Raw genomic sequence first — 17,538 nt, forward strand, 5'->3', positions numbered from 1 at the left:
AATGGCACAAGAACTAAACTATTTAAAAGAAAGCCCTTCGCAAACGGTTGGCCCTTATATCCATATTGGTGCAACGCCTAATTATGTTGGTATTCATGGCGTTTATCTTGAAGATTTAGGCAATAAAATGATTAATGCGCACACCAAAGGCGAGCGTATTATTATTGAGGGGCAAGTTTTTGACGGGGGCGGCGAGCTTATCAAAGATGCTTTAATCGAGATCTGGCAAGCCGATGCGGATGGTCTTTATAATTCGGTTAATGAAACGCGTGGCGCAGCTGATAGCAATTTTACTGGTTGGGGGCGTCAGCCAGCATCAAGCGACGCAGCTTTTTTCCAATTTGAGACCATCCGCCCGGGTTCGACGCCCTATCCTGATGGCCGTCAACAAGCGCCGCATATCACCTTTTGGATTGGTGCGCGCGGTATTAATATGGCGCTTCATACACGAGCCTATTTTTCTGATATGAGCGAGCAAAACGAGCAAGATCCGCTCTTAAACCGTATTGATGCCAAAAAACGCCGTGAAACATTAATTGCGCAAAAATCGATGCGTGATGGCGTGCCTGTTTTTACTTTTAATATTATCGTTCAAGGTGAAGGCGAAACTGTGTTTCTAGATATGTAAATATCTTGCCCTTGCAGATTCTAAGTAACTGTAAATTTTAAGTTTTTCAAGACTTTAATTTTGTAAGGGCAAAAATAAACGGGAGATGAGGCGCTTAAGCCTTTTGGGTAGATTTTTGCCCCTATCAAAATTGGGAGGTTTTGATGACAAAATTAGATGGATCAACACGGCTTTATTTTGTGGTTGGTGATCCAATAGCACAAGTACAAGCACCAGTTGGCGTCACCGCAACTTTGCAAGATTTGGGGCTTAATGCGGTTTGCGTTCCAACCAATGTTGCAAGTCAAGATATAGCAACATTTTTTAATTCCGCCAAAACGATTAAAAATCTTGATGGTATTTTAGTCACCATTCCTCATAAAATTTCAGGTTCGCAATTTTGCGACCATTTAAGCGATAGGTCGAAATTTTTACATGCGGTTAATGTTGTGCGGAAAGATGGAAACGGTCTTTCAGGCGATATGGTTGATGGCCTTGGCTATATTGCTGCTTTAAATGCCAAGGGTTGTGAGTTTGTGGGTAAGCGCGTTTTATTATGCGGCTTGGGCGGCGCAGGCAGTGCTATTGCTCATGCCCTTGTTACCAATGGAGTTGGCGAACTTGCAATTTTTGACATGGATGAAAACCGTCAAAATGATAATATCGCACGTTTAAATGCCTTGGGGCTTTGCCGTGTTGTGAAAGGTAGCCGCGATGTGAGCGGTTTTGATGGCGCCATTAATGCAAGCCCAGCCGGCATGCGTAATGATGATCCGCTACCCTTTGATGTAACAACCCTTAGCGCTCATACTTGGGCTGGCGATGTGATTGCAAAACCAGTTGAAACAGCTTGGATTATTGAGGCTAAAAAACGTGGTTCAACCACGGTGCTTGGGGTTGATATGTTTGCCAAGGTGCGTGATCTTGTCGTCAATTTCCTATTGGCAAAAGATACAAACGCGTAAATTGAAAATGCATTGCTCATTTAAGGATGCAATAAAATGCCCCATTATTTTTCGCTTGCTTTTCTAACTGTTGGTAATATTTCACCGGTTGAAACCATTAAAATTGCGGCTCAATACGGTTATAAAGCGGTTGGTTTGCGTATGTTGCCTGCCGCCCCAACCGAGCCTGCCTATCCATTATTAACCGACAAGCAATTGCTAAACGATACAAAACAAGCATTGTTTGATTATAATATGGCCGTTGGCGATGTTGAAATCATTCGCCTTAAGGACAAAACCAATATTGCTGATTTTAAACCCTTTATTGAGCGCGCTTATGAATTGGGGGCAAAAAATATTTTGGTTGCTGGCGATGATTTTGATGTCGCACGCCTTAGCGATAATTTTGCCCAATTTTGTCAGCTTGCTGCAACTGCCAATCTTACCGCAGACCTTGAATTTATGCCATGGACGGCAGTTAAATCATTAAATGAAGCGCGTAATATTGTTGAAAAAGCGGGCGAAAAAAATGGCGGAGTGCTGATTGATGCCTTGCATTTTGACCGCAGCACATCAACTCTTGATGATGTGGTAGCGCTTCCCCCATCAATGATTCATTATGTACAATTATGTGATGGGCCAGTGCCTTATGGTAAAAGTGATGAAGAGCTAATTGCCATTGCAAGGAGCGCACGGCTTATGCCCGGCGATGGCGGCATTGATTTACCAGCCTTGATGCAGGTTGTGCCGCAAAATACCCCAATCAGCATAGAAGTTGCTAGCCATGAAATTATCAATGCTTTTGGCGTTGAAAACTGCGCGCGTATGGCGATTGAATCTGCACGCAAGATTTTAGACCTTGCACAGCGAGACTATGTCTAAAACGCGTCTTTGGGAGGCAAAAGGGAGAGAGAAATGGGAAGTAAAATTCGCGTTGCAGTTATGGGGGCTGGAATTATCGGCAAACGCCATGTCACTATTATTGCACAAGATAAAAATGTGGAATTATCGGCAATTATTGATCCTGTTGATGCTGCAAAAGACTATGCGATAAGCCTTAATGTTCCGTGGTATCCCGATATTAAAACCATGCTATTAAGTGACTGCCCTGATGGCATTATTATTGCAACCCCTAATCAATTTCATGTCGCCAATGGGCTTGAAGCAATCGCCGCCAAAATTCCAGTTTTAATGGAAAAGCCGATTGCAGATAATGTCGATGAGGGCTTAAAACTGGTTGAAGCGGCAGAAAAAAATAATGTACCGCTTATGGTTGGCCATCACCGCCGCCATAATCCCATGCTGCAAACGGCTAAAAATATTATTGACTCTGGTAAGTTAGGGCAAGTCCTCGCTGCTCATTGCATGTTTTGGATTTTAAAGCCTGATGATTATTTTAACGCGCAATGGCGGCAGATAAAAGGGGCAGGGCCAGTTTTTGTCAATATGATCCATGATATTGATTGTTTGCGTTATCTTTTTGGCGATGTCAAAACCGTGCAAGCGGTCGAAACAAAGCAAATTCGTGGTTTTGAAAATGAAGAAAGCTGCGGGGCATTATTGCATTTTAAAAATGGTACTATTGTCACCCTTTCCATTTCTGATGCGATTAGCGCACCTTGGAGCTGGGAACTTACCGCACGTGAAAATCCTGACTTCCCCCCAACGCTGCAAAATAGCTATTATATTGGTGGCACCCATGGTTCTCTTGCACTGCCAAGCCTTGAATTATGGAGTTATACCAATGAGCGCACTTGGCTTAAACCAATTGATAAAAGCGACAATGACCGCCCATTGATTGATCCATTCATTTTACAATTGGAAAATTTCCGCGAGGTTATTTTAAAAAAAGCGCAACCTTTGGTGTCTGGACGTGAGGGATTGGAAACTTTGCGGGTTACTTTTGCGGTTAAACAAGCAGCACAAAGCGGCCAAACCATTCATCTTGAGTAGAGCACGTCTGTTTATTGTTCAAGCAACATCGTGCTTTAAATTCTTCAATTTGACGCATTATCCGTACGCCAAAGTTGACCCAACTTTAGTTGGAAATGCTCAGGCTATTAGTTTTTGCAGATCAGCAGAAAAGAGCAGTTATAATGCAACACCATCCTTCTAGCGATATGGAACAGATAGAATGTGACCTACTGGTTATTGGTTCTGGCGCTGGTGGTTTATCAGCAGCAGTTACCGCAGCTTATCAAGGACTTGATGTCTTGGTGGTGGAGAAAGACGCCTATTTTGGTGGTACTACGGCTTTTTCTGGTGGGTGGCTATGGATACCACAAACATCGCATGCCAAAAAAGCTGGTATTATTGAGGGTGATGATGCGCCAAGGCTTTATTTAAAAAATATTATGGGCAACCGTTATAATGATGTGATGGTGGATATTTATTTGAAAAAAGCTCCTGAAATGGTCGATTTTTTTGAAACAAAAACTGATGTTGCTTTTAATGGCGGCAATGCCGTTCCTGATTTTCATGGCAAGGTGGATGGCGCGGTCACTGGCGGTCGTTCGGTGGTTGCAGCACCTTTTGATGGTCGAAAATTAGGAGATCTTCTTTATAAATTGCGCAAACCCATTCCGCAAATGACGCTCATGGGCATGGCCATCGCATCAGGCGCAGATATGCGGGCATTTTTAACGGCTTTGCGCTCAATATCGTCCTTTAGCCATGTAACAAAGCGGCTTATGCGCCATTTTTATGATTTAGCGTTTTATCGCCGTTCAACGCAAATTGTTAATGGTAATGCGTTGGTGGCACGTTTGTTAAAGTCGGCGCAGCATTATAATGTCAGGCTTTTATCTGATACACCAGCTTTATCCTTGATAAAAAATAATGATGATATTTGTGGCGCAATTATTGAGAAAAATGGCGTAAAAAAACAAGTCTTTGCTAAATATGGCACGGTGCTCGCAACGGGCGGCTTCCCTCACGACCAATTAAGAAAGAAACGGCTTTTTGACCATGTGCAAAATGGCTCGCCGCATGAAAGTGCCGCACCTTTAAGCGTTGATGGTGATGGCTTAAAAATGGCTGAAAATATTGGTGCCTTGGTTGATGAAACATTGATATCGTCAGGTGCTTGGGCGCCAGTGTCCTTAGTACCTAACCGGCAAGGTGGCTTTAACCGTTTTCCCCATTTGGTGGAGCGCGGTAAGCCAGGGCTTATTGCCGTGCGGCAAGATGGTAAGCGTTTTGTTGCTGAGGATATATCCTATCATGATTTTATGGTCGGGCTACTCAATGCAACCGCGAAGGGCGAGCCGGTAAAAGCTTGGCTGCTTGCTGACCAAAGGTTTATCCGCCGTTACGGGCTTGGTGCGGTCAAGCCTTTTCCAGTGCCTTTTACTAAATGGCTTAAAAATGGCTATTTAAAACGCGCTAATAGCGTGGCAGAACTTGCCCAAAAATGCGGTATTGATGCAGGTGCCTTACAAGCAACCATTGCCAATTATAACCGCGACGCCGAGCAGGGCATAGATAATGAATTTCACCGTGGCACAACGCCTTACCAATTGGCGCAAGGCGATAAGGATCATTTACCCAATCCATGTATTGCGCCGATAGTTAAAGCCCCATTTTTTGCGGTTGAAATTACTGCTGGCAGTTTGGGGACCTTTGCCGGCCTTATTTGTGACGATAAAGCGCGGGTACTTGATGGGCATGGCGAGCCAATTAATGGGCTATTTGCAGCAGGAAATGATATGAATAGCATTTTTGCCGGAACCTATCCAAGCGGCGGCATAACCCTTGGGCCTGCAATGACTTTTGGTTACATTATTGGTGAAAGTGTTGCCGCTGCATGCAATAGAGTACAAGATAAAGCATAGGGGAGGATTAAACATGTCAGGGAGTAAGCCAAATGCGCCTTTATCTCAAGACACTATTGAGGAAGTGGATGTTTTGATTTTTGGTGCTGGCGCTGGTGGCATGAGTGCAGCATTAATTGCTAAGCTTGAAGGGCTTGAGGTTTTGCTATGCGAAAAAACAAGCCAAGTTGGCGGCATTACTGCAACATCAGGCGGTACAACATGGGTGCCGGGTACTAGTTTAAGTATCGCGGCGGGTGTCGCTGATAGCGCCAAAGACGCTGAAAAATTTTTAAAAGCCATTATTGGTAATCGCGGTGGGGAAGCTAAGCGGTTGGCTTTCTTGCGCTCTGGCGCTAGCGCCATTGATGATTTTACGCAAAAGACAGAAGTGCAATTTGTCGCTTCTAAAGCCCATCCTGATTATCTTGATGGTGACGGTGCAGCCTTTGGCGGCAGGGCTTTATCGCCTTTGCCGTTTGATGGCCGCTTGCTTGGCAAGGATTTTGAGCGGGTGCGACCACCGCGTCCTGAATTTATGGGGCTTGGCGGCATGATGGTTGGCCGCGATGAATTGGATATCATCTTAAATCGCTTTAAAAGCCTTGCCAATTTAAAAACAACATTAAAAATTGTTAGTCGTTATTTTAAAGATCGTTTGCGTTTTTCACGCGGAACTCGTGTATTAATGGGCAATGCGCTGGTTGCACGATTATTTTTTAGCCTTAAACAGCAAGGCTGCATGCCAGAATTTGAGCATAGCCTTAAAGAACTTATACGAGAAAACGGCCGCATCATTGGTGCTAAAGTCGCAACGCCCAACGGCATACGCATTATTCATGCGCGTAAAGGCGTTGTTTTAGCAACCGGTGGCATTGCTAATAATAAGGAATTGCGCCAATCGCTTTATCCTGAAGGGACAAGGGAGCAGTGCCTTGCACCTTTAAGCAATAATGGTGATGGTGTTGAAAATGCGATTAAAATTGGCGCGCGGCTTGATGATGGCTGCGATAGCCCTGCTTTATGGATGCCATGTTCATCTTATAAAAAGCCAAATGGTGAAATGGCGGTTTGGCCGCATATTATTCTAGATCGCGCTAAGCCTGGGCTTTTGGCTGTAAACCAAAAGGGCGAGCGGTTTGTGAATGAATCCAATAGCTATCATGATTTTTGTATGGGGGCGCTGCAACGAAACAAAATGGTGCCAACCATACCAGCCTATTTGATTGTTGATGATGCCTTTATCTACCAATATGGTTTGGGGCTTGTTTTACCAGGTGGTGTTGGTCTTAATCGACTTATCCAATCGGGTTACATCATTAAGGCCGATACATTGGAGGCTTTGGCGCAAAAAATCAATGTCGATCCTCAAGGGCTCATCAATACCGTAAAGCAATATGATGACGATGCATTAACCGGTGTCGATCAAGCTTTTGGGCGTGGTAGCAGTGTTATGAACCGCTTTAACGGTGATAAGGACAATAAGCCAAATCCTTGTATGCGCGTTTTGGGTAAAGGGCCATTTTATGCGGTGAGCGTTCGCCCCTATGATCTTGCTAGCAGTGGCGGCATAGATTGCGATGAATTTGGCCGCGTTGTTGATAATGATCAAAAGCCGATAGAAGGGCTTTTTGCTTGCGGCAATGATGCAACCTCAATATTTCGTGGCACCTATCCGGGCCCTGGCACAACCCTTGGACCAGCGATGGTTTTTGGGTGGCGCATTGGCAAATATCTCGCCGGTTCATTTAAAGACTAAAGTCAGTTTTACGGCCGTCTTATCGTGATAAGTCGCTTTAATTTATACAAACCAAAAAAGAATTTATATAACCCAAGAAAGGTCAATTATTATGGAACGCTATGAAATTGCAACATTGCAGCTTGCCATGGGCGGCGCTGCCAAGGCCGCCCCTGCGATTGAAGAATTTTGCTCGCAATCGGGGGCAAAGGGCAAGCTGTTAGGGGCTTTTGCCACTGAAGTTGGCCCCTTAAACCAAGTTATTTTATTGCGTGGATTTGATAGCGAAGATGATTTTAATAGTGAGCGTCAGCGCACCTTAAATGCCGCCAATCCTTTTGGTGCTTCAGAATGGATGAGCAATTTGGTTTTGGATAGCTACATTCCTTTTCCATTTTTAAAGCCAGTTGAGGCTGGTGAGTTTGGCCCAATTTATGAAATGCGCAGCTATGTCTATAAGCATGGCGGTTTACCGCATATTTTAAAAGCTTGGGAAAATGCCGTGCCAGCGCGTGAAAAAATATCGCCCCTCACTATTGCGCTTTATAGCATTGATGGCGAGCCACGCATTACCCATATTTGGCCATTTAAAAATGCTAGTGAGCGTTTTGATTTACGCAGTGAATCGGTCAAGCAAGGTGTTTGGCCACCAGTTGGTGGGCCGCAATGGCTAACGAGCGATATGCGCTCGCTTCTTGCTGTACCGCTTAGTATTTCCCCCTTACGCTAAACTATGTTAAGTACAGAATTTTAGGCATGAAAAAAAGCAGCCATTATATCAATGGCTGCTTTTTTAAATTTTAAAAAAACCTATTAGAAGCGGAACTGGGTTGAAACGAGGAATGTTCTACCCTGACCGGAATTCGCCGAGCTTAAGAATGGCGTATAAGTTTTGTTAAAGAGGTTATTGACCTTGAAGGATAATTCAATATCTTCTTTGAATTTATAGGTGGTGAAGATATCAACAAGGCCATAGCTGCCATCTGACTCACTCACACCTGTATAGGTTGAGACCTTGCCTGATGATACATACCGATAACGACCACCAACAGTGAGTTTACGCTCGAATAGACGTGCACCACCACCGATTGAAAAGACATTATCTGGCAAATATTGGCTAGCACCAAGGCCAGGTAATATACCGGGAAGATCGGATTTTGTATGGGTATAGCTTAAATTGGCAAAGGCAAAGCCAGCATCATAAAGTGCTTCAGCTTCAAAGCCGCGGACGCGGGACGTACCGGGCACATTATTATACCAAGTTTGGCAGCGACGGTTTGCCAATGGATCACAACCATCACGCCCTTCACTGACGATATAATCTTTGATATCCATGTCATAATAAGCAGCTCTTGCACGGAAGAAATCGCCTGCAGTAAAGACATCAGCCTTTTTGACATTTACACCAAGTTCCCAACCTTTTTGCTTTTCTGGCTCAAGATTAGGATTGGCAATAAAGCCAAAGGTTGTGCTGCCTGGATGAATGCCGCCAACCATAGTTTCTTGTAAAGTGGGGCTGCGCATAGATTGAGAATAGGTAACATAAGGTTGCAACCAGTCGGTAACATTAACCGCTAAGGTAATACGCGGATCAACCGAATTATGCGATTGGTCAACAAGGGACGTGCCATCTTTTGCATCACCATTCATTTTATAAAAATTATAACGCAAACCAGCAGTTAGATCGACAATCTTATAGGAGAAGGTTGCATCAGAAAAAACGCCGCCACTGCTTGCTGTACCATTACTTGGATTAACGCCAGAATTAGCTCCTTCAATCTTATCGCGGAAATATTCAACGCCATAAAGCCATTTGACGCCAACCTCTCCAAGATTAAAGCGTGATGTATTGGAAATATCAAAGCCAACACCACGATCTTCAATTTCACGGCCGCTAGAGCCTCCCCATACACCGCGTAAATTTTCAAAATATTCCATTTTTAAGCGGTTGTAATAAGCATTGACATGCAAATCGACCCAATCATTATCCGCAGGATTATAAGAATAATTGGCGGTTAATGTAGTATTTTTGACATTTTGATTATAGGAATTTGCACCAAAATCATTATTATAGAAAACGCCACCAAGATTAAGACGATGATCGGTGCCATAACCAAATTCAGCTTTAACCAAACCGGAAGTCAATTCTTGGCCGGTATTGCTTTGGCGGTTGCCATCACCATCCTTAAAATCGCGTGAATCTCGGCGGCTGATTGCTGCTGCAACACCAGCAATATCATTGCGCGCACCGCCAGCAATCATCTCAGAAAAGCCAACACCGTTGCTGCCCCATGATGCCTTGCCAATAACGCCATAATTTTGACCGGGCTTGATAATATCTTCAACGCTTAAAGTGCGCAAATTAACGCTACCAGCCAAAGCGCCGCCGCCAGCGCCAACAACGGCACCGCGCTCTACATCTATTTCAGTTAATAGGTTTGAATCAACATAAGAATAGCCCGAAGCATCATGGCCGGTAAAGCGGAAGTTTTGACGCACGCCGTCAATCATGGTGTTAACGCGGCCAGAGCCTTCAAAGCTACGAATATTAATTGCAAGGCCGGGCTGGCTAGGATTATCCCAAGTGAAAGTACCAGGAATATCACGGATAACATCCTGTAAATTGCCACTACCATAGCGGTTAATGTCTTCAGCCGTAACAACACTTACGCCAGCTGGTGTCATTGCTCCATTGCTGCCGGTAACCGTTACGGTTTGCAATGTATCACTATTTTCGCCGCTATGACTATCTTGGGCATGGGCAATATTGGCCACCAAAAGGATGACCGAATTAAGTGCTATACCAGCCATTAAAAGATGCTTTTTCATTTTAAAAGCAACGCGCATAAGTATTCTCCAAAAATAGAAAAAATTTTAATTGAACCATTTTTATTAAATGAACAAATGCACCAATCATAAAAATCGAAATTATTTTTAGAATCATTCAATTTAAAGGAAGTTAATACTTGCCTTTAAATTTTAATAATAGGATTTAATATTTTAAGATGGTGCAGATATAATATGGCTGGCTATTTTTTTAAATTTTTGCTGGCTTTATACTGTATTATACCTATGTTCTACATAAACAGATTTTTTCTATCAAACATGACTATAATAATCAAGTATTAATTCACGGAAAATTTATCTTAAGTGTATAATTTAAAATAATTGGAAAATTGGCGCCAATAAGGGGGCTTCTGCTTGCAAAAATTTTTAAAATTACAAACGCAATTGGAGCATTGGCAAGCATTGATTTATTTTGCCAGTGTCTTGGTGGCACTTCTCATTGTTTGGGGTAATCCCAATAGTCAAAAATTTACACCATTTTTGGAAAATCTTATCAATCCAGCCCTTGCTTTCATGCTTTTTGTCACATTTTTGCAAGTACCGCTTGCGGCTCTTGGTGGGGTATTCAAAGATTTACGCTTTTTGTCAGTTTTGCTATTTGGCAATTTTATAGTCATTCCATGCCTTGTTTTTGGTTTAAGTCAAATTTTTCCTTTGGATTTTTTAATCAAGCTTGGCGTTTTAATGGTATTATTATCACCTTGCATCGATTATGTGGTGACTTTCACCCATATGGGTAAAGGTGATGCGCGCGCGCTGCTTGGTGCAACGGCACTTTTATTATTATTGCAAATGATGTTTTTACCGCTTTATTTATCACTTTTTTTGAGTAAAGAAGCAGCAAATTATATCCAAGTTGCTCCCTTCATAGATGCATTTTTATGGCTGATTATTATGCCCTTATGTCTTGCAAGTCTTGTGCAGATTTGGGCAAAAAAGCAAAAATTCGGCTTTCGTTTAAAACAGTATTTTGATTGTCTTCCTGTTCCTGCTACCGCCATGGTGCTATTTATTGTCATTTTAGCTATTGCACCCCAACTAGGCTTGGCTGGCAAAGCGCTGCTTACTGTTTTGCCTATTTATATCAGCTTTGCAATTTTGGCGCCAATTCTGGGGTTAGTTCTTGCCAAAATTTGCAAGCTAAATAAACCACAAAAACGCAGTATTGCCTTTAGCATGGCAACACGTAATTCTTTGGTGATTATGCCGCTTGCCTTAACAATTCCCAACGCCGTGCCATTATTACCGGCGATTATTGTTACCCAAACCCTCATCGAATTAATATGCCAATTGATTTATGTTGAGATAAGCAAACGTCTTTAGTGTGCAAAATATAGGTTTTATTTCTTATAAATATCATTATTTATTCGTGTTATTTTTCTGACATAAATATGTCATTTATCTGTAACATCGCTACGGCATTAGCACCCTTAATAATTAACTTTGGCAACATTGGATATTGAGGGCAGCTTTGATGCTAAAAACGACACAGAAATTTTTTTCCTATCTTTTATTGAGTTCGGCTTTAGTGACGATTGCAGGGGTGCAAGCACGAGCGCAAACCAATACAAATATCAAAGCGACAGAATTGCTTATGGGTTTTAGTCAGCTAAATTCAACCGAAGCTGGCCGCAATGCCTTGCGTGAAAACTTGGAAACAACGTTGCGCATTAATAATCAGGCAACAGCAGCAGAGCGCCAACAGGCAATTTATGATGATACAACCGGCTATCTCGTCGGCTCGCTTTATAATGGTCTTTTAGCAGCAGATGCATTGGGGCCGCAGCTTGCACAAGTCTATAAGGACAATAATTCCGTTACTGAGCGCTTTCAAGTAACGACTTTTTCACCAAATTTTTCCAAATATATGAGCGCAATGAGCGCGATTGTAGTTGGCGGCGATTCTGCCGTGGCAAAAAATTATTTTGCCAATGGTAGTTATGATGGTAATCCCGATCACCCGCTAACCGGCATCACAATGCCAAGTGATGGCATATTTAATACCTATGATGTTGCTTATAATCCATTGCCAGAAAATGCCAATAGCGTTGGTGACAGCCGACCATTGCAAGTTGCGCCAGACCGGGTTGTGGCTTTTGATGGCGTTAATTATTTTGGCAAGCCAGTTAATACCGCAACCAATATTTTTCCCGGTGTAAGCCATAATGCCGCTTTTCCTAGCGGTCATTCGGCAACTGGTTTTGTGACAACAATGAGCATGGCAATGATGGTGCCAGAGCGTTATAAGGAAATGATGCTGCGCGGTAGTGAATATGGTAATAGCCGTATCGTGCTTGGCGTGCATTATGCGTTTGACGTGATTGGTGCGCGTATTCATACGCTTTATGCTTTGACGCAAGCGCTCAATAATAATCCAGATTATTTAAATAGCGAAGTTCCTGGTATTTTGGGCGGTCGTTTTGCCTTACCATCAGATTTTAAGGCGCTTTTTGATGCAGCCCAGCAAGATTTGCGTAATCTTTTAAATGAAGGTTGTGCAGGAGATCTTACGCTTTGCACCAAAACCACCGATGGCTTTGCCCAATCGCTTAAAGATAAGGAAGTTTATCGCTACCGTTTAACTTACGGTTTGCCAACTGTTGGTGCCACCAATCTTGATGCCGTTGTGCCAGAAGGTGCGGAAGTTTTAATTGCCAACCGCTTTCCTTATATGAGCAAGGAACAATTGCGCGAAGTTTTGGCAACAACTGAAATTCAATCAGGCCACGCTTTAGATAATGGTAGTGGTTATGCACGTTTAAACCTTTATGATGCAGCAGATGGTTATGGTGCTTTTAATGGTCTTGTTACCATTAATATGGATGGCGCCAAGGGCGGCTTTAATGCCTATGATACATGGGGCAATAATATTGGCGATTATGTTGCGCCATCAACAGGCATTACAACTCAAGGCTCATTTACCAAAAATGGCACGGGCATGCTCGAGCTCTATGGCGATAATAGCTGGAGCGGCACAACAACTATTAACGGCGGCTCGCTAATCTTTACCGGCAATTCACGCCTTAGTGGTGCAATGATCAATAATAGCACCTTGTCGCTTACTTCAATTAATCGCCCATTGCCGGGGCAACAATTAACCGTTGGTTCCTATCACGGCGGCGCGGGCAGTGTGCTTGAAATGGCAACCAGCTTTGGTGGCGATCAATCAGCTACCGATATGTTGCATGTGACTGGAGACACAAGTGGTACAACCGCATTGCGTGTTATGCGCACTGGCGGCGAAGGCGCAGAAACTTTAAATGGCATTAAACTGATTGAAGTTAATGGCGCATCAAATGCACATTTCACTCTTGCTAATGGTGACTACATCACTCCCGAGGGCAAGCAGTCAATTATTCACGGCATTTATGGCTATTCCCTTTATAATAGAGGCGGTATTACTGGTAATGATGGCAATTGGTATTTGCGCTCGCATTATCAGCCTGCTGTGCCAGTCTATGAAACTTATGGCCAAGCCTTGCTAGATTTAAATGCTGTTTCTACCTATCGCGAACGCGCTGGTGGTCGCTATTTCTTTGATCCATATAGTGCTGCCAATAATACAGCCGAGGCAGGCAAAGCTGGCTCATTATTTTGGGGCCGCGTTGAAGGTGGGCATAGTAAATTTGACCCTAGCCGCAGTACAAGCGGTGCCGATCATTCGACCAATATGGTTAAGTTGGAAGCTGGACTTGATCTATTGCTCAGCGAAAATAGCAATGGCAAATTGCTTGGCGGCATTTTTGTTAATTATACCAATGGCTCCACCAAAATTGACGCCAATGTAGGTGATGGCAAGATTAAAACTGACGGCTATGGTTTTGGTGCTAATTTAACTTGGATCGGCGAAAACGGTTTTTATGTCGATGGTCTTGCCAAGATGAATTGGTATAATAGCGACCTTGATTCAAACATTTTACAAGGCTTGCGCTCAGATAATGATGGCACAGGCTATGCATTGTCTATTGAAGCTGGTCGCCGTTTTGGTTTAGATAATGGTTGGATCATTACGCCTCAAGCGCAGTTAAGTTGGTCATCAGTTGATTTTGATGATTTCACCGGCCCTTATAATGTGCATGTATCATTGGATAAAGCCGAAAGCTTAACCGCCCGTATTGGTCTTGGTTTTGAACGCGAAACCATCATCAAACAACAAGATGGCAGCCAGAATAAAAGCAATATTTATGCAATTGCCAATATCTATCAAGATTTTGCCGATGGTGTAAAAGTTAAGCTTAATGACAAAGCCTTTGAAAACCGCAATCAACGCACTTGGGGCGGTGTAACTATTGGTGCTAATTATAGTTGGAATGATGATAAATATGCGCTTTTTGGTGAAGGTACGGTTAAAACCAGCTTACAAGATTTTTCAGACAGCTATGCACTAAAAGGCAGCGTTGGCTTTAAAGTAAAGTGGTAGTTTTTGCACTTATGATAAAAAGAAAACGGCTGCCTTGGGCAGCCGTTGTTTTAAAATAGCTATGAATTAATCTTGTTTTATAAGACAGCATATAGCTTCGGTGCGGCGTGAAACCAAATATGTCTATTTGTCTTCATTTGGACAAAGTTGCAACGCCTTTTTCAACTCTTTTTCTGTGAAAAGTGAATGATATTGAGGGGTGTTAACAATAAAATACTCCATGGTGAGGTCAAGTCGTCCCAGTTGAAGTAATTTGATATAACCTTCTTCTTGCTTATTAGATCCCAATAAGTTCTTGGCTGTTCCTACGCCACCATGTTCCTTTATCAAATTTTTGAATCTTTTTGGATTATAATTTGTCTCAGCATATGTTCTTTCAGCTAAAGCAAACAGTTCTTCCTCAAATTGTTTTTTTAAATCCTTCACAATATCCCCCAATGTTAAAAATGAAGTTTTAAAATTAGGCTAATCTATAAGAAAGTCAATTTTAAAAGAATGGGAATGGTTTTGGGTGAAAAAATTTGCTTTTCAGTTATAAAATAAAGATATCTCAAAAGCTTAGGGAAATTAAAGAAGCTTGCTATGACTGGCGGAGAGGGAGGGATTTGAACCCCCGATAGAGTCGCCCCTATGCCGCATTTCGAGTGCGGTGCTTTCAACCACTCAGCCACCTCTCCAATCATGCGCTTGCTAGTTGCTGTTTGAAAAACAAAAAAGCGCACAGATAGTGCATATCATGCTAAGCGGCTTAATAGCTGTGAATTTAATCGCTGACAAGTGTTATTTTATCAAATTTAGCAAAAAATCTTGACATTGCAGCAAAAATTAGCAATAGAAAAACTTGCATGAATTGGGTTTGGGATTCTATGCCTTAAATTTTGTGCAATTTTGATGAAAAACAAGTTGGTCGCATGGTTTTAGCTTAAAGCTATAAATGGGATACAAACTATAAAAAGACTAGCCACTGTTAAAATAACGGCAATTGCCTTTATGTTTGAAATCTTTCATTTTTGAAAGTTTTATAATTGCAGTGAGATCTGGTGTGTATGAAAGGCTTATAAATGTTTGCAGTTATCAAGACCGGAGGCAAGCAGTATCGCGTTGCTGCTAATGATCTCCTTAAAGTAGAAAAAGTTGCTGGTGAAGCTGGTAGCGTTGTAGAATTTACCGATGTCATGATGGTTGGCGTTGGTGCAGATGCCAAGATCGGCCTTCCTTTTGTTAAGGGTGCTGTGGTTAAGGCAACTGTTGTCGAGCAGGGCCGTGCCCGTAAGGTTATCGCTTTTAAGAAGCGTCGCCGTCAAAATTCAAAGCGCACACGTGGCCATCGTCAAGAATTGACAACAATCCGCATTTCCGAGATTGTTGCTGGTTAATTAAAAGATTTAAAAACCATCACTGGTTTTTATAAAAGTTAAAACCGCTGATACATGCGCCAAAACTGGCAGCAGTAAATTTCAGCAAAATGTTAAATTATTTGCAATAGCAATAAAGTTTTTAGGAGAACACCTATGGCACACAAAAAAGCTGGTGGTTCGTCACGCAACGGTCGCGATTCAGAATCAAAACGCCTCGGCGTGAAAAAATTTGGTGGTGAATCTGTCATTCCTGGCAATATCATTCTTCGTCAACGTGGCACCCAGTGGCACCCTGGCGACAATGTAGGCATTGGTAAAGATCACACTATTTTTGCACTTGTTAACGGCACTGTTTCGTTCCGTACGAAAGCCAATGGCCGCAGCTTTGTATCTGTCGTGAAAATGGCAGAAGCAGCAGAGTAAGCCGGAGCTCTTAAAACAGTCCGGCGTCCCATTGGACCCCGGTACTGTTAATCCAGACCAAAATATAAGGGAAAGATGGGACACCATCTTTCCCTTTTTTCTTTTGCTCTGGAGGTTATAATGAGCAACGACCCCTTGGATAATAATGAGCCGTTAAGTAATAACGGCATCAGCAATAATGAGCGGCGGCGGCAGTTACATTGCCCTGTTTTAGTAACTGAACGATTGGTATTGCGATTACCCCATATTGAAGACATGGACGCCATTGCCGATCTCGCCAATAATCGCCGTGTCTCTGCAATGCTTAGCGCTATGCCTTATCCGTTTACGCGAAAACATGCGGCCGACTTTATTCTACGTGCGGTTGCGGGCGAGATGGGCCATTGTGTCTATGCTATTACGTTGGGTGATACAGGCGAATTTATTGGCTCTTGTAGCGTTCGAGAACGCCATGACGATCCAAATGGTGTTGAGATCGGCTATTGGCTTGGTGAACCCTATTGGAAAAAGGGCTATGCAAGCGAAGCCACTAACGCATTAATCGATACTATTTTTCGCGCAACTGATCTTGATAGCATTTATGTCACCTGTTTTGCTGCCAATACCCCTTCGCGGCGAGTTATCCAAAAATTAGGATTTCGTTATGAAGGTGTTAGTGAGCAACAATCGATCGTATCAGGATTATTAATAGCTGATAATTTCAGCTTAAGCCGTGAGGATTGGATTGAGCAACGCCGCATTGCACAAGGTGCTGCTTCTTCACGCATCCAAACATTGCAAAATGCTGCCTGATAGGATTGGACGTATTGTCGTCGCCACATAAGCGGCTATGCAAAAACCATAAACTTGTTTTTTAAAAATTTTATCTTTGAAAACGCTTTGCATCTTTTGATGTGAAGCGTTTTTGCATTTACCTCCCTTTGTCTCATGTAAGTTTCTGGTGAAAACAATTTTTGTGGCTGCCCAATCCGTATTTATTACTCTATGGATCGCATTACGGTCTACTCAATGATAGAATCAAAGGCTTGGTTATATAAAATTTTAGGCTGAAACATTTGGGACTAAAGAGACGATCAGCTTTTTTAAATAAGCACCTTATTTTTTAGCTTTTGCCTTAATGGTTAACAAATTTTCTAAAAACGTGGATCCATCGCGCCACCAATTAGTAGTAAATTTTATGCGTTATTTTGATAATGGTTAATTTTTTATATAAATATATGTTTATAACCTAATTTTGATTCTTGTTTTTAAAGACTCACTCATTCACAAGCTTGATCGGCTTAAAATGAGTCTCTTTATAACAATGTGAGTCTTATCAACACCCATTCAATATTGCCTTGTTTTTGTTAAGTTTTTTAACATTCTCATCTTGGATAATTCAAAATTTTA

The 17,538-nt window shown here is 42.4% G+C and carries 14 protein-coding genes and 1 tRNA gene; 12 read left to right on the top strand and 3 right to left on the bottom strand.

The window, feature by feature from the left end; translation table 11 throughout:
- The first annotated feature begins 1 nt into the window (after window position 1).
- The 7 genes from pcaG to N6A79_RS14515 all read left to right on the top strand — a co-directional run bounded on the left by pcaG (window position 2) and on the right by N6A79_RS14515 (window position 7,831).
- A complete protein-coding gene (gene pcaG / locus N6A79_RS14485; RefSeq protein ID WP_268546479.1) occupies window positions 2-628 on the top strand; it encodes a protocatechuate 3,4-dioxygenase subunit alpha in 627 nt (208 codons plus the stop codon).
- Window positions 629-771: 143 nt separating this feature from the next.
- Window positions 772-1,572: a shikimate dehydrogenase family protein gene (locus tag N6A79_RS14490; protein ID WP_268546480.1), complete on the top strand. Its 801-nt coding sequence runs from the start codon at window positions 772-774 to the stop codon at window positions 1,570-1,572.
- A 36-nt stretch (window positions 1,573-1,608) separates the two neighbouring features.
- Window positions 1,609-2,433, top strand: a complete 825-nt coding sequence (locus N6A79_RS14495) for a sugar phosphate isomerase/epimerase family protein (RefSeq protein WP_268546481.1) — start codon at window positions 1,609-1,611, stop codon at window positions 2,431-2,433.
- Window positions 2,434-2,466: 33 nt separating this feature from the next.
- Window positions 2,467-3,504, top strand: a complete 1,038-nt coding sequence (locus tag N6A79_RS14500; RefSeq protein WP_268546482.1) for a Gfo/Idh/MocA family protein — start codon at window positions 2,467-2,469, stop codon at window positions 3,502-3,504.
- A gap of 143 nt (window positions 3,505-3,647) precedes the next feature.
- The gene (locus tag N6A79_RS14505) at window positions 3,648-5,384 is read left to right on the top strand and encodes an FAD-dependent oxidoreductase (protein WP_268546483.1); all 1,737 of its coding nucleotides are present in this window, start codon (window positions 3,648-3,650) and stop codon (window positions 5,382-5,384) included.
- 13 nt (window positions 5,385-5,397) lie between these two features.
- A complete protein-coding gene (locus tag N6A79_RS14510) occupies window positions 5,398-7,122 on the top strand; it encodes an FAD-binding protein (protein ID WP_268546484.1) in 1,725 nt (574 codons plus the stop codon).
- A gap of 91 nt (window positions 7,123-7,213) precedes the next feature.
- The gene (locus tag N6A79_RS14515) at window positions 7,214-7,831 is read left to right on the top strand and encodes an NIPSNAP family protein (protein WP_262098641.1); all 618 of its coding nucleotides are present in this window, start codon (window positions 7,214-7,216) and stop codon (window positions 7,829-7,831) included.
- Between the two features lie 83 nt (window positions 7,832-7,914).
- Here N6A79_RS14515 and N6A79_RS14520 read toward each other — a convergent pair whose 3' ends face one another.
- Window positions 7,915-9,948 carry a TonB-dependent receptor domain-containing protein gene (locus tag N6A79_RS14520; protein ID WP_268546485.1) on the bottom strand — a complete coding sequence of 678 codons (2,034 nt, stop codon included), beginning with the start codon at window positions 9,946-9,948 and terminating at the stop codon, window positions 7,915-7,917.
- 354 nt (window positions 9,949-10,302) lie between these two features.
- On the opposite strand from N6A79_RS14520, the gene N6A79_RS14525 reads away from it, so the two are divergent.
- Together N6A79_RS14525 and N6A79_RS14530 are read left to right on the top strand one after the other, a co-directional pair.
- A complete protein-coding gene (locus N6A79_RS14525; RefSeq protein WP_268546486.1) occupies window positions 10,303-11,271 on the top strand; it encodes an arsenic resistance protein in 969 nt (322 codons plus the stop codon).
- Window positions 11,272-11,422: 151 nt separating this feature from the next.
- A complete protein-coding gene (locus N6A79_RS14530) occupies window positions 11,423-14,368 on the top strand; it encodes an autotransporter outer membrane beta-barrel domain-containing protein (protein ID WP_268546487.1) in 2,946 nt (981 codons plus the stop codon).
- Window positions 14,369-14,491: 123 nt separating this feature from the next.
- Here N6A79_RS14530 and N6A79_RS14535 read toward each other — a convergent pair whose 3' ends face one another.
- Both N6A79_RS14535 and N6A79_RS14540 read right to left on the bottom strand, forming a co-directional pair.
- Window positions 14,492-14,794 carry a hypothetical protein gene (locus tag N6A79_RS14535; protein WP_182418316.1) on the bottom strand — a complete coding sequence of 101 codons (303 nt, stop codon included), beginning with the start codon at window positions 14,792-14,794 and terminating at the stop codon, window positions 14,492-14,494.
- Window positions 14,795-14,955: 161 nt separating this feature from the next.
- Window positions 14,956-15,045 (bottom strand) — tRNA-Ser (locus N6A79_RS14540).
- A 384-nt stretch (window positions 15,046-15,429) separates the two neighbouring features.
- Between N6A79_RS14540 and rplU the strand changes: the two genes are divergently transcribed.
- The 3 genes from rplU (at window position 15,430) to N6A79_RS14555 (ending at window position 16,941) form a co-directional block, all read left to right on the top strand.
- The gene (rplU, locus tag N6A79_RS14545) at window positions 15,430-15,744 is read left to right on the top strand and encodes a 50S ribosomal protein L21 (protein WP_182418317.1); all 315 of its coding nucleotides are present in this window, start codon (window positions 15,430-15,432) and stop codon (window positions 15,742-15,744) included.
- Window positions 15,745-15,879: 135 nt separating this feature from the next.
- A complete protein-coding gene (gene rpmA, locus N6A79_RS14550; protein WP_182418318.1) occupies window positions 15,880-16,149 on the top strand; it encodes a 50S ribosomal protein L27 in 270 nt (89 codons plus the stop codon).
- A gap of 120 nt (window positions 16,150-16,269) precedes the next feature.
- Complete coding sequence (locus N6A79_RS14555) at window positions 16,270-16,941, top strand: GNAT family N-acetyltransferase (protein WP_182418319.1); 672 nt, start codon at window positions 16,270-16,272, stop codon at window positions 16,939-16,941.
- Window positions 16,942-17,538: the final 597 nt, after the last annotated feature.

Origin of the sequence: Bartonella sp. HY761, assembly GCF_026743145.1 — a bacterium.
Classification (GTDB): Bacteria; Pseudomonadota; Alphaproteobacteria; order Rhizobiales; family Rhizobiaceae; genus HY038.